Here is a 23600-nt window from a genome sequence, read left to right on the forward strand (position 1 = left end):
ACGGAATCTCGTGAACGAGCCAACCATCGATTCGCACGGGGCCGAAGAAGCCGTCGCGCGGTACCAATCGCAGCTGGAAACCATCACGGCAAAGTCGGATGCGTTGGTTGCAAAGGACCGGTTGCTGGGAAAGTTTCGCGTCGTGCTTTTCCTAGGTGCGATCGTCTTCTGGATTGTCGGTTACACCAGCGACGGCATCGCCGGTGCGGGATGGATCGGTTGGTTGATGTTGGCGGCGTTCTTTGTCGTCGCCACAATGAACGAACCGATCCGTGACTCGATCGATGAACTGAAACGACATCGCAGTGTGTTCGAACGGCTGATCGCGAGACTGCAGCGGAATTGGGAAGCGTTGGCGACGAAACGATTGACTCATCAATTGAGCCTTGTTGAATTGGCCGGTCACCGACGCGAGGTCGCCGGCGACCTGGACCTGCTGGGGCGGGCGTCGTTGTTTCATTTGGTTTCGATGGCGGCGACAACGCCGGGCATTCGCACGTTGGCCGATTGGTTGTCGGGACCCGCGGTAGCCGAGGTTGCCCAAGAGAGGGCCGAAGCGGTCGACGCGCTCGCGCCGATGCGCGAACAACGTCTTCGTTTCTATACGCTGGCACGCGAGGTCGGCGACAGCACCGGCGATCCCGAACACTTCACCGATTGGGCGACCGGCGACACATGGCTGACCCATCGTGGTTGGCTGAAAGCGTGGGCCAAGGCTTCCACCGTGATCACGATCCTGTTGATCCTGGGTCTGGTGCTGGGCAGCGCGTTGTCGGTGCCGGCCGTGATTTTCAAAGCATCCTTAGTGGCGCTGATTGCACTGATCGCAATCAACTTGTTGATCACCACAACTGTCTTAGGACCGGCACACGGGATCTTTTCCATTGCGATGGCGAACCGACGCATGGTCGGTGATTACGAAGAAATTTTTTCGGCCGCTGATTGGCTACCAAAATCGAATGCGTCCGATGCCAGCGTGCTGTCACGCATCCGAAATCAAATGGTGGATGGCGATCGATGCGCGGTCGAGGGAATGCGGTCGTTGCAACGTGTCGCCAAAGCGGGCGGATTGCGCCAGTCGGCAGGAACGTTCTTGCTCTACTTGCCACTGCAGGCGTTCGGATTGTGGGACGTATGGGTCCTCGATCGTTTGGAACAATGGCAGTCGCATTATCGTGATCAAGTGGCGAGTTGGTTTGCCGCGCTCGGCGAATTGGAAGCTCTTGTTTCGATCGCAGCACTCCGCGACGACTATCCCGGTTGGGGCCACGCAACATGGCACCGTGACGCGTCCACGGCAGTCGTGAAGGCGAAAGCGATCGGCCATCCGCTGCTCAAAGACGGTGATCGCGTTCGCAACGATGTTCAAGTCGGTCCGCCGGGCACATTGCTGTTGGTCACCGGCAGCAACATGTCAGGGAAGAGCACGATGTTGCGAAGCATCGGGTTGAACGTCGCGCTGGCGGGCATCGGCGCACCGGTTTGCGCCGGCGCATTGGAAACGGCTTCTGTCGAGTTGGCCACCAGCATTCGTGTCAGCGATGACGTCAGCCAAGGCGTTTCGTTTTACATGGCCGAACTGAAACGACTCAAAAGCGTCGTCGACCAGGCTCGCCGGATGGCCCAGATCAACGATCGTGTGTGTCTGTTTTTGCTCGACGAGATTCTGCAAGGAACGAACAGCCGCGAGCGTCAAATTGCCGTCGTCCAAGTGCTACGACATTTGATGGATTCACGATCCATTGGTGCAATCACGACGCACGATCTAGAATTGGCCGACGAACCCGAATTGCAATCCATCGCGACGACCGTCCACTTCCGCGAAACCATCCGACCGGATGCTGAGGGCAACGAACAGATGACGTTCGATTATCAGATGCGAGAAGGCGTCTCGCCGACGACAAATGCACTGCGGCTGCTGGAAATGGTGGGACTCGGGAAGTAGCCATTGCCGCGTCACAACTCAACTGAATGCGTCATCGTCCTGAGGATGTTGTGAATTAATTCGTCAAAAGTATCGGCACGAATCGCAAGCGAGTAGAATTCTCAATCGCATCATTTGTTTCCAAGCTCATTTTTTGGAGTCACTTCCGTGTCACAAACCACTCGTCGCTCGTTCTTACAAACTTCACTTGCCGGCGGGCTGTTCATGGGAATCACTGCCAAGAGTTACCGGGCAACGTTCGCCGCCGAATCGCCCAACGAGCGCGTCCGGGTGGGAATGATCGGCGTTGGAAATCAAGGCGGACCCAAGAACAACATGAAGTACTTCCTCGGAAACATCGAGGCACTTTGTGATCTGGATCAAACCTATCTCGCCGAAGCCGGCGCGTTTCTTCAGAAGGAAGCGAATCGTTCGGCAGTGATGACTGACGACTATCGCCGATTGTTGGATTCGAAGGACATCGATGCCGTTGTGGTAACGACGCCCGATCAATGGCATGCACTGATGACGATCGAAGCATGCCAAGCGGGAAAAGACGTCTATTGTGAAAAGCCTTTGACGTTGGCGATCGGCGAGGGAAAGCCAATGATCGATGCCGCTCGAAAACACGGTCGCGTTGTTCAAACGGGAACGATGCAACGCAGCGGAAAAGAATTCAATCTGGCCGTCAAACTGGTCCGCGACGGTTTGCTCGGAAAAGCAAGCGAAGTCAACGTGACACTGCCCGGTCCGAATTGGATCGATCGAGCCAAGAAACCAGTTCCCGATAGTGCGCCGCCGGAAGGCTTTGATTTTGATCGTTGGTTGGGCCCGGCGCCGGCACGAGCCTACAACGCGAATCGCGTTCACTACCTGTTTCGATTCTTCTGGGACTACAGCGGCGGTCAACAAACGAATTTCGGCGCCCACTATCTCGACATCGCCCAGTGGGGGCTGGGGATGGACGGTAGCGGTCCCGTTAGCGTCGAAGGCAAGGCTGTATTCAATCCCGATGGCTGGTACGAGACTCCGGATTCTGCCGACATCACCTACAAGTATGCCGACGGGGTCGTGTTGAATTGCCGCCAGGTACCGGGCACCCCAGGCAAAGAACAAGGAACCGAGTTTGTTGGCGAAAAGGGAAGCCTGTTCGTTTATCGGGGAGGCATCGTTGCCAATCCACCTGAGTTATTGAAAGGCATCGAAGTCCCCAAGATCGGTTCGTCCGAAGCGAACGTGGATCACGTCAACAACTTTTTGACCTGCGTCAAAACGCGAAACAAGCCGGTTGCCGACATCAGCATCGGGCATCGCAGCGCCACGGTTTGCCATCTCGGCAACATCGCCGTCCGGACCGGAAAGACGATCCAGTGGAATCCTGAAACTGAAACGATCGTGGACGATCCCGAAGCCGCAGCGTGGCTGACCAAAGAATATCGAGCCCCCTACAGCCTCGGCTAAAATTTAAGCAACTTTTACCGGGCGTGTTTGCGGGAACCGATTTGTCGCGTTCGCGGGATCAATTGTTCCGCCACGCCGGGTCAACTAAAATGCGGGTATGTCAGACGCCGTTTCTTCCAACCTGCCCGTCCTGAACGAGCCCCTGACGATTCCGATCATGACCGAGCAATATGAAACGCTCGTCGAAGCCGGTGGTTTCAATCAGACACACGGGCAGATCGAGTTGATTCACGGAAGGATCGTTTCGATGAATCGTCACCGTCCATCGCCAACCTCAAAAAAGCAAAAAGGGACAGGCAAAAATGGCGATGTCAAGCGAATGGAGGCAAACGAATGGGCAACGCTGGGTCTTGTGCTAAGGATTCAGGAAACAACTCACATTCCTCAATCGCGGCGTCGAGTTGCTTCGCATGAGTTACCGGTCCCATCATGACATTCAGCCTGCTATTCGTTTGACCACATTCGTTTGACAAGCAATCAGTCGCCTCTCGGTTGTACCGATCGCTAAGTCACTTACCCAGACAGTACAGATATTCCTGACGGCGGCCGGATTCGGAATGCGCTACTCGGGTGAAGATCTGGTTTCCGCAGATCGCGGGTGACGCGAAGACGCTTTCGCCTAACTGGTTCTCGGCGACTTTTTCGAATCGTTCCGTGTTGGCTTTAAAGACGAATGACGTGCCATCTTCATTGGCTGTGTAGATCAGATTACCGACGAGAACCGACGGGCTTAGGCTCGCTGGCGTCTGACCCGGAACAGAGTGACAAACGCAATCAGGATCGCCAGGAATTGGCCTGGTTCTGGCACCGCGGTGATCGCGAAGCTTGCCGAGAATCCATCGGATGCTCGACTCGATGACCAGTCCACTTGCATTTGTAGTTTCTCACCATTGCCCGCAAGCGAACCGAGCGACAATGGATTGTCCGTGAAGAATGACTCGGCTGTGGTGAGATCCGTGAACGTCCACGTCTCATTGAACTGAAGGGCGCTAATGGAAAGCATCAGGCTTTCGAAGCCGTTTCCGGTGGACGAGAAATCGTAAAAACCGATCAGTGCGTCTCGCCCGGTAAAGGTTCCGTCAGTCAATTCAAGCTCGAGAAGCGTTGAGAATGTGTGAACTCCAGAACCGTCCGTCGGATAGCCGCCACCAAATTCACCGATCCCAAGAACGTCATTGACATTGATTGCGTTTTGGATGTTGGGTTGGGTTGCCAGCTCTGCCGTGACATCAAAGGTTGATGGTGAAAACGTTAACAGCGAGAACGCATTTGCACCGGCCACGTCGGCGGCGGACCACGGGGTGCCATCGACCGCGGAATAGCTTTCGACGCGGCTTTGGCTGCCCACGTTTGCCGTCACAGTGTTGGTCACGCGAACCGAATCCAGTGTTGGGATACCGAATGTGGTTCCGGCCGAACCGCTGGTGGCGGTCGCGTCGCCATTGATGCCGTCGGCAATCGAAACAGCACGCGACACCCTGCCTTCGGCGACGGCGATCGACGTGGCCGTCCCGCCCGTCGAAATACTGGTTGCAAATGCGTCGGCGGCACCTGAGCGACTGGACAGAACGTCGCCGGATTCGGAAACGGAATAGCCGGCGATGGATTGTGCGTTGGACGATGCGACTTGAGTGGCTCCGTCGGTCTGTGCAAACGAGGTTGCGCTCGCGTTGCCTCCCAAACCACCTGCTTGCGGTTGGCCGTCGGTCGATCCACCGTCACCGCCATAAGCCTGTGTCAAGGAAGTCGCGTTCATCGTCTGCGAGGTGCTTGAGCCAATCGCTTGCGAATCGGCACCATTCGAACCGGAGGCACCGCCCATGCCGTCACCGCCGTAGCCCGCCACCGAGTAGACTTCCACCGATGCCGTGCCGACGTTTCGCAACGTCGCCTCGGAGCTTGCACTCCCGGCGCTGCCGCCCTGACCGATCAAGCCATCTCGATCACCTCCGTAACCGCCGTACGATTCGCTAATCAGCGCCGAGTTGAGATTTGTGTTGTTTGCATTCAGCCTGGACAGCGCCGCTCCACCATTGCCAGCGGCACCGTCTTGCGAACTGCCTCCCGTCCCGGCTTCAACGACTTGAAGAACCGTACTGTCCCCCAAGGCTTGATTGCTAATCGCGGTCGCCGCATTGTCGATTGAAATCGATGCGCCGTTTCCGCCGGTACCAGATCCTTGAGCCGAGCCACCTGATCCGGCGAGATAAAACGCTTCGACGCTCGCGGTTCCGCTGGTCGTCGTCGCGGAAATGAGACCTTCCGCCGTTCCGCCGTCGCCTCCCGAACCTTCCGCTGCCCCAAAGACTTCCCCACCGCCTCCGGCTTGGATGTTGGAAAACGCGAAGGCGCCCGTCGCGCCGGTGACCGTCACATGGGACGAGATGTTTCCGCCGTCGCCACCGCGACCGGTGCCCGAATTTTTGTACCCTCCGTCGCCAGCCTGCGCGGAAACGAATGCGTCGACGTCATTGGTCGACGACATCAGTGTCAAATCGCCAACCGCATTGCCACCATCACCGGACGACGCGCCCCCATATCCGAAACCACCATCCCCACCGCGAAATTCATTGTCAGCCACAATTTCACCGGAGTTCGAAAAACTGCCGATCGATACCACGTCACCGCCCGAACCTGCGACTCCTGTTGCATTGTCTCGATTGCCGCCTCCGCCAGCTTCGGTCCGCAACGTGGCGCGAAGGAATGCGTTGTCGCTGGTTGCGGTCAGCTGGTTGGTCGCATCGCCGGCAATGCCCATCGTTCCGGATTCTGCCGAACCAGAGAATCCACCGTTGGCTCCTTGGTAGAGGGACGTGTTGCCCGTGACCGCCGAAGTTGCAACGATCGCGTCGATCACCGTGGCGTCACCACCGCTTCCCGAGGCCCCGTTCCCTAATGCGTTGCCACCGTCGCCTCCGCTGACGACGACCGATGCATCGGCTTCGGTGACACCCGTCGCGATGGTGTTGGCAACGGTCGCGGAGGCACTGCCGCCATTGCCGCCGGACGCTCCGGCGGCGATTGCATCGCCTCCGTTCCCACCCGTCAACAACGCATCGGCATTTGCCTCATTGTTAGTTGACGTGGCGTTGATGCCAGGGGCCAAGATCGCTGCTGACGCGCCGTCACCGCCATTTCCGGGATTCCCGTCGGTCGATGCTGAACCACCCGTTCCGCCGACTCCACCGAGGCCCCCATCGCCGCCGAAGGCGTTCAAGAAGGAGGTCACCACACCGGGGCCGCTCGTATCAACGGAACCCTCCGCGTTCCCGCCATCGCCTCCGCGCCCCCCGTTTCCCCCAGCAAAATTGCTGGACACAGCATTGCCGCCGGCGCCGCCGGTCCCGCCCGTGCCACCCGTCACCGCCAATCGATTTTCGCTATCCGCTGTCGCAAGTGTGCTGCTAATTGTTTCTCCGGTAGCACCGTCTTCGCCGGCTTGGCCAGGATCTTGGTTGGCGCCCGCAGCACCATTGATTCCCGTCGTCCCGAGCTCGATCACGACGGCCGCCGGGGATCGCTCCGCCAACCCGAAGCACGTCGCGGTCAGGACGACCAATGTCAAAGGACACCGGTTCCATGACCAAACAGTCCGACGGAGGCCGCGTTTCTTTCCGGAGGACAGGGGTGAAAACACACTTGGAATGATTGATGGATGCACAAATCACCTGGAGGATGAAAGAACCGGGATGATTGGGTAGCTTAGCCGGAACCGTAGGCAAGTGCGAGCAATTGCCGGTGCCACTCTTCTTGCACCGCCAACTGCGTTCCCAATCATGAGTACTCATTCGTGTGCGGTTCTCTGCTCCGGTGTAACGGATTGTATCGGAAGTCTCGGCGATCGCTGCTCAAGTCGCTCTATCTTGCTCGTCGGATGAAAGGAATGACCCGTGATCGGTCATCCTTCGAAGGAAAAGCCCATCGAACACGGCGTTGAACGCACTCAACGTTTGCGGGGTCGATGAATTCACAACAATCAGGCCCGGGAAGGAAACGGTATTCTGTGTGCGTGCAACTGTGCTGTTTGGGCAAAACTGGCGGCAAACTTAGCCGTGGAAAAAACGGCGAGTGACCATCCTCTGTTTAAGAAAGATAGGTGGCCCATATTCCATCGAGCGCGCTCAATCGGCCGTCAATGCTGGTTTCGACGACCTCGGCCTCGATTCTTCTTGGACGCTCTTGTGGCATGTGGCAATCGCATGGGTTAATCTAGCCACCACGTTCGGGGGCCTTTCTCGGATCCTAGTATTCAGGCCGTCTACCCAAACCAAAGCAATCAAGCGCTACACGCGTTTCCAGAATTTTTTGAGATCTGCACGATGGCGACCTTCGCTACTTCCGATTCGACGTCCCAAAGTCTCGTTCGTGGTTTGCAAAATCGGTGTCCAGTTGCTTGGTCGCGGATCGCGACGATTTACAGCCCGCTGATCCTTCACTGGACCGCTCAAATGCAGGTTCCCGCAGCGGATCGGGAAGACGTTTGCCAGGAAGTGCTGACCGCAGTGATCCAGTACGGGGCACGTTTTCGGCAACTCAAACCGACGTCAAGTTTTCGCAGTTGGCTCTGGACCATCACCCACCGCTGCGTCCAACACATCCGCCGCGATCCGCACCGATTGACGACGCTCGATGCACAGCAATTGGCGGATTTTGTCAATTCGCCTCTGGAAGACGAACCGGAACATTCACCGGAGATCGCCAACCGAATGTTGTTCGCGGCGAAAACGATCGTCCAGAACTCGGTCAATCCAAGGACTTGGGACATTTTTCAAGACGCCATCGCCGAAGAATTGTCGTTCGAGGCGATCGCGGATCGTTATGAGACAACGACCGCGAACGTTCGCCAAATCAAGTTTCGCCTGACCGCACGAATCCGCGATTTGTTGGAGCTGACCGACGACGCCTCGTAGCGCCGAGTCACGGGTATTTGGAGTTGGTGTGTGGGCTTCAGCCGATCAGGACCGTTGAAGATCGCTTAAAGGCTACACACCGGCATCCTGCGAGGCTAATCGTGTAACGCCCTCTCCCTTTAACTCACTCGAACACCATCTCTTCCGCCTGGCGTCGTCCCATCGCATGTCTCCACCGACCACCCCATCCGACGAATCCCCGATGAGCCGCATCCTTTCGGGGGTGGCGTCGAACACGGACGACGACGAGGTTGTGGGATTGTTGGACCCACCGTCACAGAAGCTGTTCGGTCAGCTGCGCGAATTCGCGAAACGACTGCAAACCGTTGGTGAGGCTCCTCCAGTCGTTGATGGTTTCAATGTTGATCGATTCCTTCAAAACCTTAAAAAAGCCGACCCGGCCGTCGAACCGACATTGATGGCCGGCAACGATGAGACCGATGGGTCAGCGTTCTCGTCATCGATTGTCAGTTTGTCCGCCCAAACCGATTTCCTGCAGCCGCCCGAAGCGGAAGATGAGATCGGACGCTTGGGGGGTTATCGCATTTTGGAAGTTTTGGGGGTTGGTGGGATGGGGATCGTATTTAAAGCCGAAGACACACAATTAAAACGGCTGGTGGCTCTCAAAGCGATCAAGCCAGCGATCGCGTCGAACTCGATCGCCAAGCAGCGGTTCCTGCGCGAGGCTCAATCGACGGCATCGATCGAACATCACAACATCGTTCCGATCTATCAAGTCGGTGAAGACGGCGGCGTACCGTTCATCGCGATGCAATTCTTGCACGGCGAATCGTTGCAATCGCATTTGCAACACCACCCCAAGCTCGATCAAACCGAGGTCTTGAAAATCGGTAGGGAAGTCGCCGCCGGTCTACAGGCCGCCCATGAGCATGGTTTGATCCATCGCGACATCAAGCCCGACAACATCTGGCTCGATGCCAAATCAGGATGGGCACGAATCCTTGATTTCGGATTGGTGCGAGCGGCCAGCGACGATCTGCTGTTGACGCAAACCGATGCGATCGTTGGCACGCCGCGCTACATGGCACCCGAACAAGCGCAAGGCCAGGCGGTCGATCATCGCAGCGATCTTTTCAGCCTCGGCAGTGTGCTCTACCAACTCGCCACCGGCGTGCCGTCGTTCACCGGCGGCAACATGGTCGCGACCCTGCTCGCCGTCGTTAACGCAGAGTCGAAGCCGATCGCAGAGATTGCGCCGGAGATTCATCCCGACCTCGCCGCGCTCATCACGCGACTGCTTTCCAAAGACCCGCAAGCTCGCCCCCAAGCAGCCGCGGAGGTTGTCGCGGAGATTACTCGGATTGAACGATTGATCCAAACTGAGCCGACGGCGCTAGCCGCGGGTTCGTCGAGTGCGACGGCTCAATCGATCATGCCCGAGGCTGGTGCCTACGGTTCACAAACATCCTCCGGTTCCAACGGAACCCAAATTCGCAACTGGCTTCTCGCCGGTGGTTTCGCGGCGTTCTTCATTCTCGCCGCGATCCTGCTTCGATTTAAAACCAACGATGGCACCGTGGTCGTCCAGCTTGATGGTCCCATCGAGCTAGCGACGATCGAAATCGACGATCAATCGGTCACCTATCAGTCCGATGAAACGGGACAGATCCGTTTTCGTGTCGCCCCCGGCACCCATCGTTTTACTCTGAAGAATAGCGCTGGACTCGAGTTAGAGACGACGCTGGGCGACAGTCCGCTGGAGATCAAAACCGGTGCGACGACGTCACTGAAAGCCTGGTTGGAGCGAAAGCCAGATCCATCGGGTGCAGTCGTTTCGAGTGCGAAAGAAAAGAAAGCAGCCGCACTACCAACAAAAATCCCCACCGGGCCATTGCCGAAACTCGGAACGTGGGAGCCGACAACGGAGGCGGATGTTGACGACTGGTATTGGCTGAGCCACTCACTCGCCGAAATGGAGTCCTTACCGGGTTTGGCGTTGCGACCTGCCAAACTCAAGGGCATTCGGCGATGGAATGTCGATACACGGCTGCCTCGTGCCGGTTGCGGTAGTGTCAAGTTCAGTCCCGATGGCAGGCACTTTGCCGTCTTGACAAACGATTGCCAAGTAAGAATCTACGATGCGAAAAATTTGGAACTGATCCAAATGTTACCCAGTCGAGGAGGAGGATCGTTTCGGCCAATGCTGGATTGGCACTCCAGTGGGCGTCACCTCGTCGTTGCCAACCCCAACGCATCGGCGACAACACTCTGGACACTGGTCGGGGAATCGCTTCAACCCACGATTCCGATCGCACTGGACCAATGCAATGCCGCCGGATTCAGTTCAGATGGAAAGATTTTAGCGACCGCCACCGCCGGATTGGTTTGTCTCTACCAAGTCGACGGAAAGATCCTGCATACTGTCGTCCATCCCGACTTGAACCCGTTCGCGCAGGGCAAGATAGTATGGTCCCCCGACGGACAAATTTTCGCCTCTCAAAACGAAGATGGATCGTTATGGTTGTTTGATCGCGAGGGGGAACTGATTCGCAAAATTGATGCCCAGACGGTCGGAGCCAAGGCTGGGGAAGGTGCGATCCACTGGAGTCCGTCGGGTGAGTTTCTGTGTGCGATTGATGGTGACACTCAAGTCAGCATTCGCTGTATCACGCCCGATGGTAAACGCCAAAAAACGGTCCAGGTCGCTCGTGGCGGTAGGCTAACACAGTTTTGCTGGTCACCCGATGGTAAAAGAATCTACGCGATCGGACACAGCATTTGGAGCGTCACTGACGTGGACTCGGGGGAGATTCACGACCTGCCGCAAAATCCAGGTGCAACCGATATCGACGTTAGCCCGGATGGCGAATGGGTGGTTGCGATCCCTGATCGGAGTTTCCATTTGACCGACCGGGACCTCAACCCAAAAGAGAATAGCGAGACATTCACTGGATCATTCGGCTTGGTCCGGTGGGATGCAAGCGGCGAGCGTTTGGTGGTTGGGGAATTGCAACCGACTCTTTGGACCCTTGACGGGCGACATTCGCCGATTGATGGTGTCGAAAACCTGTGGAGTTATCATGCGGAATGGTATCCCGATGGTCAGCGGTTAGCGATCGAAGACGCCAATAGACGATCGCTATGGATCGGAGATCCGAATGAAGAAATGGTGCCGGATCAGCTACCAGGATTAAGTGGCTTCTGCTGGAGCGGCACTGGAAACTACGCTGCCGGAATTATCGCTGCGAAGAAGCAGATCGAAATCTTTGATGACCAGGTGATGCTCTTGAAGCAAATCCCTTGCGACGACGTCCCAAGTATCACCTTTCGCCCTTACACCGACCAAATGGCGGTCCGCGTCGGGAAAACACTCTACTCCTGCTCACCAGAAGGTGACTGGCGTCTTCACTACGAACTGGACCTACCCAACATTCAAGATTGGGAGCGAAACGAGCTGAAGTGGAGCCCCGATGGCAGTCACCTTTACCTTCAGGGCGGCTATGTACTCCGATTTCAAGATAATCATTTTTCGATTGTACGTGAGTTTGTCCGTGGAGGCACATGTGCGGACACGTGGAATTCCGATGGAACCCGAAACGTCGCTGCGGATGGTCTGAACATTTATCTCTTCGATGCGTTCACGGGATACTTACTGAAGAAGCACAGCCATCCCTCCGTCATGGGCCGATGCGCCGATCGGCATCCGATTCGTCCGATCTTCACGATGGGATTTGATGATTCGACGTTTGCCCACTACGACGAAGACACGCTCCAGCCGTATTGGCGAGGCGTTCAACTGCCGGGCAACCAATCGATCGCCATCACACCGGCGGGTCAAATTTTGAATGGTGATCGCGAGGCGATCGACAAACACTTGGTCTATTACATCGAAACCGACGAAGGCTTGATAAAAATGCTCACGCCGACCGAATTTGAACGGCTCATCGGCGAGTCAATCTACACGCCTTAAGTGCATCGCAACAAGCTTCAATACTTCGGCGCGTGCTGGCCCTCGCAGGTGAACCCGTATCGGTCGGCCTGGCGCAAAACGTCCTTCGTCAAATAGCCAGCCTCGGGTTCATCTCGGAGTTCTCCTTTTTCGATTCGCTGGCTGCGATCTGTATCGTGCCGGGCCATCGAAATCAGGATCAAACGGCGGCAATAAGCCACGGGCCATCAGTAAATCCTTCGGCGTTAGCCCGAGCTTCATCCGGTACTTTGCGAGCAACGTGGATAGCTCCCATGTTGACAACGCGTCGTCATCATTCTCGTCGAACGATTCAGCATCCGAAGGTAAATTCGCCTTCGACCACTGGTCCGGATCAAGTGTTCCACTTTGATTGGCGTCGAACTTTGCGCGAAGTTTGATCGCTCAACGTTGATCAACGCCAAGTATGCCTGATCACGCCATGGCAAGCGGGCCTGCTCCGAAGCATGCTCGCTGTCGTCTCGACCGAGATTTAGTCGACTTTTTTGCGACACGGATGATCGCCGTCAAATCGGCCGGATTTGCTGGGATTCCGAGCCGATCGATGCGTCCTTTGAAGGGCCGTGACGACATTTTGGACGAGTCTGTCAAAGATGTCCCTCGACGTTTCCGTACAATCGATCACAATGGCGGGTCCCGCCAAGTCCCCGCCCCGCCACTTCTCGGCGCCGTTTCGATATGAAGTTTCTGGCTACCGCCTTCGTCCGACTTTTGATTCCCATCGGCATCCTGGTTGCCGGTGCTTACGGATATACACGTCTGTCGATCGAGCCAGCGGAGGAAATGAGCGAGCCGGCTGAGGAGCAGGTACTGCGCAGTCGTATCGTGTCTTTGGCTTCCAGCGATTTCGTAGTAAAAATTCAGACCAACGGCGTTGTCGGTCCGCACAACCGCGTGACGTTGAGCGCCGAAGTCACCGGAACCATTCGCGCCACCGAGGTTGCCTTCGAAGTCGGTTCGTTCTTCCAAGCCGGCGACCTGTTGCTGGACATCGACGACCGTGATTATCAAACCGCGCTGCAGGTCGCGCGCGAGCAAAACAAGCTCGCCAAAGCGACCTTGACGTTGACCCAATCCGCTCACGAGCGGAACCAAGAACTCGCCCGCCGGAACAGCGCATCCGGCGCCGAACTCGACAGCACATTGTCGGCGCTGGTTGCAGCCCAATCGCAAGTCGAGATCACCGCCTCGGCGATTGACCAAGCCCAGCGCGACTTGGAACGCACGAAGATCTATGCACCCTTTGACGGCCGTGTCGCAACGAAGTCGGTCGGCGTGGGACAATTGGTCAGTCCGGGTACGATGCTGGGTGATGTGTTCGCGATTGATTACGCCGAGGTTCGTTTGCCGATCGCAAGCCGCGAACTGAGACACTTGAAGTTGCCTGAAAGGGAAGGCGACCCGCCCGTCGACGTTGAACTGCGCGACGCGATCGATGCATCGTCGGGTTCCCGCTGGCGTGCGAAAATCGTTCGAACCGAAGGAACGCTCGACGCGGATTCGTTGGAGCTGTTCGCGATCGCACGGATCGACGATCCCTTTTCGTTTCATTCTGACCATGCGATTTTGCGGATCGGTCAACCGGTTGTCGCGATCGTTCGCGGTGAGATCCTTCGTGATGTGATGGTGATTCCACGCGGTGCCGTGCGACGACTCGATCAGGTGTATTTGATTGACCGCGACAAGCTGACCCTGCGATCATTGACGATCGATCCGCTCTGGTCGGATGCTGATAACGTGATTGTTCGCGACGGTTCGATTCAGGACGGTGAAATGCTGGCGACGTCGATGCTGGTCTATGCACCGGAGGGCAGTTTGGTGCAGATCATTCCGGACGATAGTGCCGCGGTGTCGCTGGCCGGCGAGCCGCCCGAGTTGGAAGCCACACCGTGATTCGTTGGTTCACGATCAACGGCATCGCCGCCAACTTTTTGATGGTCGCGATCATTGTTGCCGGTGGCTATGTCGCGGTGAATCATGTGCCGCTAGAAGTCACGCCGGCGCTGAGCTGGAACACGGTCATGATCGACATGGAGTATCGCGGTGCGACCGCGAAAGATGTCGAGCGTGCGATCCTTGTTCCCGTCGAGGCGGCGCTGGAAGGTGTCGACGGAATCGATTCGCTGAATGCCGACGGTTTTCGTGGCGGCGCGAAATTCTTTCTGCGAGCAAGTCGCGGCAAAGATCTTCGCGATTTGATGGATGACGTCAAAGCGAGAATCGACACGATCACGACGTTCCCCGCGGAAACCGAACCGCCTCGTGTGCTGATCCCTGAATCGGCAAACTATTTCGATATCCTGCAAATCGCGGTGATGGGCGATTTGTCGCCGCACGACATGCGACGCGTCGCCCGTAGAGTACAGCAGGACTTGCTGGAGATGCCGGGTATCAGTCGCGTTGATATTCGTGGTGAAAAGGAATCGGAAGTCGCGATCGAAGCGAATGTCGACAAACTGCTGGCATACAACTTGAGCTTCCAAGATTTGACGGACGCGATTCGCGGGTTCTCGTTAGACCTTCCTGCCGGTGCGATCGACAGCAACAGTGGTACGTTCATCGTGCGCACGCGAGGCCAGGCATATTCAGAAGAAGAATTCGAAAACATTCCGATACGATCGACCGCCGGCGCCGAAGTTCGACTGGGCGAAGTCGCAACGATCCGCGACGGATTCGTCGAAGGCGACCAGAAATTGTTCTTCAATGGAAAGCCAGCCGTCTTTGTGCCGGTGATGCGTGTGGGCGGCGAAAGTGCGCTCGGAATTTCGAACGAGGTTCGCGAGTATGTCCGTACCGCCCGCACGCGTTTTCCCGACGGTATCGAACTTGAAATTTGGGACGACGAATCCTTGGCGATTCGACATCGGCTCAGCACGCTTGCGTGGTCGCTGCTTCAGGGTGGTTTTTTCGTGCTGTTGATACTCGGCCTGTTCATCCGGCCCGCGCTGGCGTTTTGGATCGTGATCGGTATTCCGGTCAGCTTTGCCGGCGCGGCGTTGTTCATGCCATGGTTCGATTTGACCGCGAATGTGATGAGTTTATTCGGGTTCATCATCGTGACAGGCATCGTCGTGGATGACGCCATCGTCACGGGCGAGAACGTGTACTCCAAAATCATGGAAGGCGTCGATCCGTTGGAAGCCGCCGTCGAAGGAACCCGCGAAGTCGCGACGCCGGTCACGTTTGGTGCGCTGACCACGGTCGTCGCGTTCTTGCCGTTGATGTTCTTTGATGGAACGTGGGGCGACTACGCACGGCAGGTGCCGCCGGTGGTTGCGCCGGTGCTGTTGTTTTCGCTGATCGAGTCGAAGTTGATTCTGCCCGCTCACTTGAAACACTTACGCCGCAGAACGGGGAAAGGGATCTTTGCGCGTTTTCAATCCGCGATCGCAACCGGTTTGGAACGGTTCATTGCTTCCGTCTATCAACCGACGCTGCGATTGGCCGTCGGGAATCGATTTGCCGTGATTGCGGCGTTCATCGCGATGGCGATGTTGATGGCCGGTTATTGCGCGGGTGGGCGGATGGGATTCGTCGCGTTCCCGTCGGTGGACAGCACTCGGATTTCCGCGAAGTTGGATTTGCCGGCCGATACGCCCCTCGAAGTGACCGAGCGTTATGTCCTTCGGATTTCTGAAGCGCTCGATCAATTGAAGGCGGAGTTCGTCGATCCAGGAAACGGCCGATCCTTGGTCCAGCACGTCGTTCGATTGACGGGCTCGCGTCGTCCCGGTTCCGAATTTGACAAAGCACGCGGCTACATGGCCTTTGAAGTCATGCCACCGGAGGATCGCAGCGTCCCGGGCCCGAAGAACAGCGTACTGGCGCAACGATGGAGCGAGTTGGTGGGTGAAATCCCCGAAGCGCGACGGTTCGAGACGCGTTCAGAATCGTCCATCGTTCGCGATAGCGAATACGACGACGAAGATTTAAACATCGAACTGCGAGGTCCATCTTCGCCAGAAAAACGCGACGTCGCTCGCCAGATCAAAGCGATGCTCGACGGCTATACCGAACTGAAGGATCAATGGGCCAACATCAACGAAGGGCAAGACGAATTGGAGATCAGCCTGAAACCACGGGCTGCTGAATTGGGGCTGACACAGTCGGTCTTGGCCAGCCAGATTCGACAGGCGTTCTTCGGCGAAGAAGCCCAGAGGATTCAACGTGGTGTCGATGACATTCGTGTCATGGTGCGATTGCCGCTGGAAGCAAGACAGTCACTGCATACGCTTGATCGCCTCAAAATCCGGACACCGCGAGGCGCCGAAGTCCCTCTCGAAACGGTCGCGACGATCAGCCTGGTCAAGGCACCGTCCCATGTCGAACGCAACGATCGAGCGGAAATCATTCGCTTGGGTGCTCAGCCTGTTGATGAAGCGGTGGATGTCGTCGGGATCTCAAAAGAGTTGGCGCCGAAGCTGGATGCTTTGTGCATCCGACACGGACTGTCCTACCAGTTTCTCGGCTATGTCGCCGAAGCAGAAAAAACAAAGCGCCAGACGATCATCGGTTCGGTTTTGCTGTTCTTGACGCTGTATGGATTGCTGGCGATCGCATTGAAGTCACTGGTCCAACCGATCTATGTGCTGTTGGCCGTTCCTTTTGCAATCATCGGGGCTTTGGTCGGGCACATTTTGCTGGACCTGACCCCTTCGTATCTTTCGATTTTTGGAATGTTGGCGTTGGCCGGCATCGCAGTCAACGACACGTTGGTGATGGTGGACTTCATCAATCGCCGCACTGCATCGGGTATGACATTGATCGACGCGGCGCTCGAAGCCGGCGGAAAGCGATTCCGGCCGATCTTCTTAACGTCGATCACGACCTTTGTCGGATTGTTGCCGTTGATGTTGGATGAATCGATCCAGGCCCAGTTCTTGATTCCGATGGCCGTGTCCTTGGCCTTCGGCGTTTTGTTCGCGACGGCGATCACGCTGTACATGGTACCCTGTGCCGTATTGGCCGGTGCCGACATCGCACGACTGACCAAAACGGCTGCAAGATGGTACTGGTTTCCTTTGGGCAACCGCACTCAGGCCTAAGAACTTGTTTCGAAACAGGTTTCGAATTCGCCGATAGCCCGCGAACCGTCGCCACTATTGATAGACGTGGACAAAATCGACGAGCATCTTCTGCGGGAACTGTGTCGTTTCGTCCGGATTGCCAAGGAAGTTACCGCCGACCGACAGGTTCAACAGCAGGTGGAATTTTTGGTCAAAGGGAGCTGGAAACTCGCCGCCGTCGGACGTCCATTTGGTCTGCGTTTGATAGGGCTTTCCGTCGATCGACCAAACGATTTTCCCTTCCGTCCAATCCACCGAAAACGTGTGAAAATCTTCCGCAAAGTTTCCTTCTGGCTTCACGAACGTTTCGCCTGAGTATTTGTTCTTTGGCCATACACCGCCGTAGTGCAGCGTTCCAAGGACTTCGTTCGGCTTTTGACCGCGGTATTCCATGATGTCGATCTCGCCGCTTGCCGCCCAGGTCCCGTACTTGTTGTCGGTGGGCAGCATCCAGATCGCGGGCCACATTCCTTGGCCGATGGGCAGCTTCGCACGCACTTCGATTCGTCCGTACTTCCAGTCACCACGGTGTTTGGTTCGGATCCGAGCGGACGAGTATTCGCGTTCCGTGCCACTGATGTTGGCATTGTCGCGATGTGCTTCCAATACCAAGTATCCATCTTCGACGCGAACATTTTTCTCTCGGTCAGTGAACAACTGCAATTCGTTGTTGCCGCCACCAAACGCATTTTCTTCAACGCCCCATTTGGAATAGTCCAACGAGTCGCCGTCGAACTCGTCACTCCAAACCAATTTCAACGCTTTGTTCGCAGTCACTTGTGGCTCGAGCACCGCTTCTTGTGCGGTCAGCGACTGTGACGACAAGCCTAAAAAAACAAAAACAGAAACAATCAAGAAGCACTTCATTTTCAGACTCATAAATTTCGATGGATGGGTGACAAAGGGGCAAACACAGCACACGGCTGAACGTCAAACACGGTTGGGATCAAAGCTGACTTCAAGGAAGGTGACTTCACCCTTGCGAGCGAATAACGATTCGCTTTCACTTGCCGTCAAGCTAAGGTCAGCGCGTCGCAGTGATGGTGCCCCGTTCCGGGCAATCACCAGTCCACTCGTTCCGTCGGTCGTGCGTCGATAGACAACGGGAACTTGGCAAAGGGTCATCGCGAAGCAACCCGCCGGAACCGGCAACCGTTCTCGGTTACCGTGCAGGTTGAAGAACTCAAGTTCGGAATCGGTTTCCGAAAACTCGGTGGCTTCGAAAAAGGCGGGATCGAAGGACAGCTTTCCGTCGTCCATACGAATTCCAACCTCGACCCAACGCGACAGGATATCTTCCTTGACTTGACCAGTCATACCGGGCTGCTGCACGCCGGCATCTCGCGGGGTGTGCGAGTACGGATCGGTGGGAAATGCACCATACTGTGGCGGCGTCTTGGTCAAGCCGATTCCGTCGCGGATTTCGCGATAGTGATGGTGCAGTCGTTGCAAAATGTCGCTGTCCGGTTCGATCCCCGATTGTCGTGTTTGGACGCACTGGTCCAAAACCGCAAGTGCCAATTTCGACACCATGTGCCAATAGATGGACCCGAGTCCTTCATAAGCAAAAAAGGTTCCCGAACGTCCCGTGAAATTCCGATGGCCAAACGTATCCTCAAAAATTTGATCGACGAGTTCTCGCTCCCGATCAATCAAAGTTTCGTATTGGGAATGGGTTCGCAGTCGATCGATCGCAACACGCAGGTCAGCGACGTTGCGAAAATCGCTGTGGAAACGAAGGTTGCCGTCGGCATCGGGGCGGACGATCGATAGATCAGAATCCGCAACCAACTTTCTTAGCAACTGTGACTGATACGCGTGGTCTGGCGGCAGGCAGTTTTTCTCTAAAAACGTGGGCAGGTCGCGATCGGGGTACAGCATGTAACTGTTCTGGTCTTCGCGATACATCCTGCTGTGACGCAGTGCATCGAGCACCTCGACGGACTGCGCCGCAGACAAAATCCCACTGCTGAGTACAGCAACTTGACCTTCGAGCATTTCATGCAAATGCGATACGGAGGCCGTTTCGTTGTTCAGACTCAACAGATTGTAAGCGTGATACATTCCGTCATCGCGACGGTTTTGTTCGATCGTATGATCGATCATCTTCCTCGCATTTCGAAAGAACTCGACCAGAGACGGAAGGGTCGTGCTTTCCTGATCGCCACTGAGTGCGTTGTCGTACAAATTGGTTCGATAGTTGGACCCTGCGATCGACAGTCGATCCAAAATCCGTTTTCTCGCTTGGTCGTCGATGGGCCCGTCGAATGATGCAGCGTTCCCGACGATCGCCGCGTTCACTTCGTTCGCGAGACTCCAAACCTCCCGCGACATTATCACCGTCGAAGGAAGCGATTCGCGACTGCTGGAAAACCAATCGATCAAGAACGTCAGGTAGCGGCGCAGATGGCAGGCCGTCACGACCGACAAACCGTGGCCCACCAACGCATTGTTGGCATCATTCCATTCGGGACGCTGAGTGTTGAGCCACACGCCACCGCCGGGAACAAAGTTGGTCAACTTGGCGAGTAGCGGCACAAGCAATTTTTCGACAAGGCCAACACCATACGGGACGCCGCTTTGGGTCGTTAGGAGTTTGCCGTCTGCGCCCATCGAAGCGACAAGCTGTTCGATTTTGTCAGCATGCTTCCGATCGAAATCGATGGTCTCACTCGGATCACGCCGAATGTCTTCATAAGATCGAATTCGGTACGGAATATTGGCATACGTGCAGATCTGCTTCGACAGACAATCATCCAATACGCCGGGCATCATCGACCGCCCGATCTCTAACAACTTAAGCAGATAGATGATTTGGTGATCGCCCCAATAGCCGATGTTGGACCACGGATCGTCATCGTCGGGGACCTCCCATTCGAAGCCGTCTTTGCTGATCCGGTAGGGGTTGTAACCGTCTGCCGACGACGCATTGACGAACCGAAAAATCATAGGGCCGATCCATCGCGGATAGGCGACTGCAAGTGCTTCCCAGTTTTGAAAGATGTCTCGCCAATTCCCTTCGTAACTTAGATTCGCGTCGCCACTGGAGTCCCAGACATCGATCGAAAATTCATTCCAAGGGCGCGTGGGGTCACCGTGGCGGCGACTGAAGCACAGCGGCAAATACTCGCATGTGATCCGGATCAAGTCTGCATCGCCCGACTGGGCAACTCGCGATTGCAATTCGTCAAAGTGGATCGTCGACGGCAGAGTTGATATCAGGCCGTCACTGCGATTTCGGACGTGTCGGTTGGCGTTGCGAACGTGTTTTTCGAAGTCTGCCACGTTGACCGTGTATCCGTTCGCCGGAATTCCGCCCCTCATCACATTGAACAGCACATTGGACTGGTGCCGTTGCGCGCGGCGCTGGTCCGCTCCGACTTGACGACCATCGGCGGCCGAAATGATCTGCAGCAGACGGTCCTCGTTGGCTTGCACATCACGCTCAAGTTCCGCCGACATGTCGCCGCCCAACTCGAGTTGTCGGTGCAATTGGACAACGTCTCCGTGATCGCAATTGACGTCGGCAACAATATTCCATGTGCGTGAGTCCCCGGGCTCACAGACGAACGATTTCGATGCAAAGTACGCGCCGCGGCGGCCCCGAACATCGGGTTGACTCGTCAATCCGTCGCCTCGGGCGAAAGCATCCAGCGACTCGCTGCTTAACGCGATGCATTGGTTTCCCAATCCTGTTTGCCACGCAACCGTCGCTTGCATGCCCTCGCTAGCCTCGGCGCGGTCCGTGGGAATGGAACTGAGGTAGTACACCGCTAGCCCGGATTCGCTGAGCAACTCGTTCTTCTTGTAAGCGTCAGCCAAGTTGCTGTACCGAAGCTGGAAGTCTTTTCCCAAACCGCTGGGGACGATGTTCTCAATCCCGTCGCACAGTTCGACTTCGATGCGCCCTTCGCCCTGGTTCAGGATTTCACAGCGGCGCACGAATCCGTACTGATGCCCCGTGGCCCACGAATACCGAAACACGACCCCCAAGGCATGATTGAATTCCTCGAACAAGATTCGAGTGCCGAGTGAGTTTTTGTAGAGATTACGAGTTCGCTGACCGGTGCGAATCGGGGCGGTCGCGAACGGTTCCCACAAACACCAAGGGCCACCTTCGTGGCGAATCCGCAGCAGTGTTCTGGGACCCGTGTTGGTCGCCGCATCGCTGATTTTGTCGCTGCAATAGTAGGGGAACAACGACGAATCGGCATTTCGTCGACCCGCGGTCAAGGCGCCGCTGCTGGAAACAAACATCCAGTGGTTGCTAGAACTGACAATGCTGATGAAGAAGTCCGCCATCCGGTGGCTGTTCGAAATCTTGTACCAGTCTTTTCCATCGATCTGCACATACTCGCCATGCGCTTCGCCGGTATCATTCTGGGCAGTCATAAAACGACGCTCCGGTGCGTTGTCCAGCAATGCTTGGGGCGAATCGGGACCAACGGATTCGGGTAAGTTTGTGTTGGGATAGTTCATGGTTGTCGTCGTGATATAAGTTCAGATTCACCTACAGTCGTCTACGCTGATTGTGGGTCGCCCGCCTTTCGAATACGCAGATCGGTTTCGATTTGTTGTTCGAGTGTGACGTTGATGTTGTAAAACACCAGACAAATAGCCGCCGCGAATAAAAATGCCGCGGGAATCACGCTCATCATCATTCGCAGTCCGCCGAGGGTGAATTCTGTTTGCGATTGTTCGATGCCTTCAATCGGTTGTGCGTAGTTGTAGTAGGCAAGTGTGAAGCCGGTCATCGCGGCGCCGACCGCGCAACCCATCTTCTGCGAGAACGTTGCCGCGGCGAAAACGAGGCCCGTCGCGCGTCGATTGTTCTTCCATTCCGAGTAGTCAGCGGTATCCGCATACATCGCCCACAACAAGACAGGGACCGGTCCGCCGACGAACGCCGTTACGATTTGCAGAGCGTACATTGCGGTGACCTGCTCCGGCTTCAAGAACAAAAAACCGAAGCAAAGGGCAGCGACAGCGGCATTCATTCCGACCATCAACCACTTCTTTCCGAATCGCTTTGTCAACGGTTTCGTCAACAGCATTCCCGCGATCGCGGCAAAGCTTCCCATCACCCAAAAAGCGGTCGCCAACTCGGCATCGCCACAGTAGTACTTGAAGTAGTACAAGACCGCGCCGCCGCGTATGAACAGACCGGACAATTGAAACAGCCCAAATGCAAACAACACCATCCACGGCCGGTTGGTCAGCAAGTCGTTGAAGTCCGCCTCGAATGTTGAAGGGCCCGTGACGGATGCGAAACGCCGCATACCGAAACTGCGCGCAGCGAGCGAAAGCAAACTCAACACGACGTAGCCCATCAGGATTGGCAACAGCGTCGACGGCGAAAACGCAGTCGCAAGACACGCCAACAAGGCAATGCCGACCAAGAGCGACTGATGCAATCGAATACTCGTCAATACGAACCGCATGTCGGCGCGAAACGTTGATTGCTCGGACTTGGCCGGTTGGACTCGCTCCTTCGTTGTCGCAAACGTGATCAAAAACAAGACGACCGCCGCCGCCGAAAAGACCACCATCGTCCAAAAGAATCCGACCTGTTCGTTGACGACGGCTTCGGCATTGATATCAGCGCCGGCGCCATCGGTACTTCCAAAGTAACGCACCATTCCGAGCGTGCAGTACTGGACCACGATGCCGCCACAGAAAGCTGCGACGAATCGATAGGTCGAAACGCTGGTCCGCTCGATCGAGTTCGGCGTGATCACGCCCATCAACGCGCCGTAGGGAATGTTGATCGCCGTGTAGGCCATCATCACCAACGTGTAGGTGATGTAGGCATAGATCAGCTTGCCACTTGGCCCCAGATCGGGCGTGTAAAACGTCAGCACGCCGGTGATTGCGAAAGGCAACGACATCCAAACCAAGTAGGGGCGAAATCGTCCCCAGCTCGTGCGAGTCCGATCGGCAAGATAACCCACCAACGGGTCGTTGATCGCGTCCCAGATCCGGGTCACCAACAGCAGTGTCCCGGTCGACTTAGCCGTCAGCCCGAAAACGTCGGTGTAGAAGTAAACCAAAAAAGATTCGAAGGTCTTCCAAAACAGGTTGGACGCGGCGTCGCCGAGGCCGTATCCGACCTTTTCGCCAACACTGAGCCTTTCCTGCGATTGACTGTTCATAACTTGTCTTCTGTAAACGACTTATGCACCACCATAGGGCAGGACGCGACCCCCACCCTGCAACCGATTGCAGCCTAACGCCCGGCCTGACACCACTATCTGAGCCTAAAGAAACGATACTGCAACCGGTTTCATAAG

At 56.2% G+C, this 23600-nt stretch carries 10 protein-coding genes; 6 read left to right on the plus strand and 4 right to left on the minus strand.

The features are described from left to right. Positions 1-10 precede the first annotated feature (10 nt). Both Poly51_RS13215 and Poly51_RS13220 read left to right on the plus strand, forming a co-directional pair. Complete coding sequence (locus Poly51_RS13215) at positions 11-1945, plus strand: MutS family DNA mismatch repair protein (protein ID WP_146458194.1); 1935 nt, start codon at positions 11-13, stop codon at positions 1943-1945. 147 nt (positions 1946-2092) lie between these two features. Next, on the plus strand, positions 2093-3385 hold the full coding sequence (locus Poly51_RS13220) for a Gfo/Idh/MocA family protein (RefSeq protein ID WP_146458196.1): 1293 nt from the start codon (positions 2093-2095) through the stop codon (positions 3383-3385). Between the two features lie 730 nt (positions 3386-4115). Here the strand turns inward: Poly51_RS13220 and Poly51_RS31595 are convergent. Further along, on the minus strand, positions 4116-6950 hold the full coding sequence (locus Poly51_RS31595) for a beta strand repeat-containing protein (protein ID WP_146458198.1): 2835 nt from the start codon (positions 6948-6950) through the stop codon (positions 4116-4118). 754 nt (positions 6951-7704) lie between these two features. On the opposite strand from Poly51_RS31595, the gene Poly51_RS13230 reads away from it, so the two are divergent. The 4 genes from Poly51_RS13230 to Poly51_RS13245 all read left to right on the plus strand — a co-directional run bounded on the left by Poly51_RS13230 (position 7705) and on the right by Poly51_RS13245 (position 17289). Beyond that, positions 7705-8295, plus strand: coding sequence for a sigma-70 family RNA polymerase sigma factor (locus Poly51_RS13230; RefSeq protein ID WP_146458200.1), 591 nt, complete (start codon positions 7705-7707; stop codon positions 8293-8295). Positions 8296-8497: 202 nt separating this feature from the next. Beyond that, positions 8498-12226, plus strand: a complete 3729-nt coding sequence (locus Poly51_RS13235) for a WD40 repeat domain-containing serine/threonine protein kinase (RefSeq protein ID WP_186775522.1) — start codon at positions 8498-8500, stop codon at positions 12224-12226. A 696-nt stretch (positions 12227-12922) separates the two neighbouring features. Further along, on the plus strand, positions 12923-14137 hold the full coding sequence (locus Poly51_RS13240; RefSeq protein WP_146458204.1) for an efflux RND transporter periplasmic adaptor subunit: 1215 nt from the start codon (positions 12923-12925) through the stop codon (positions 14135-14137). Continuing rightward, complete coding sequence (locus Poly51_RS13245; protein ID WP_146458206.1) at positions 14134-17289, plus strand: efflux RND transporter permease subunit; 3156 nt, start codon at positions 14134-14136, stop codon at positions 17287-17289. Before Poly51_RS13240 ends, Poly51_RS13245 begins: the two co-directional genes overlap by 4 nt. Positions 17290-17343: 54 nt before the next feature. On the opposite strand, the gene Poly51_RS13250 is transcribed toward Poly51_RS13245, so the two are convergent. The 3 genes from Poly51_RS13250 to Poly51_RS13260 form a co-directional block, all read right to left on the minus strand. Then, positions 17344-18177 (minus strand): glycoside hydrolase family 16 protein, encoded by an 834-nt coding sequence (locus tag Poly51_RS13250; RefSeq protein WP_186775523.1) that lies wholly within the window; start codon positions 18175-18177, stop codon positions 17344-17346. Positions 18178-18240: 63 nt separating this feature from the next. Continuing rightward, positions 18241-21789, minus strand: coding sequence for a hypothetical protein (locus Poly51_RS13255; protein WP_186775524.1), 3549 nt, complete (start codon positions 21787-21789; stop codon positions 18241-18243). A gap of 41 nt (positions 21790-21830) precedes the next feature. Beyond that, a complete protein-coding gene (locus Poly51_RS13260; RefSeq protein WP_146458210.1) occupies positions 21831-23462 on the minus strand; it encodes an MFS transporter in 1632 nt (543 codons plus the stop codon). Between the last annotated feature and the right edge of the window lie 138 nt (positions 23463-23600).

This window comes from Rubripirellula tenax, from assembly GCF_007860125.1.
Lineage (GTDB): Bacteria > Planctomycetota > Planctomycetia > Pirellulales > Pirellulaceae > Rubripirellula > Rubripirellula tenax.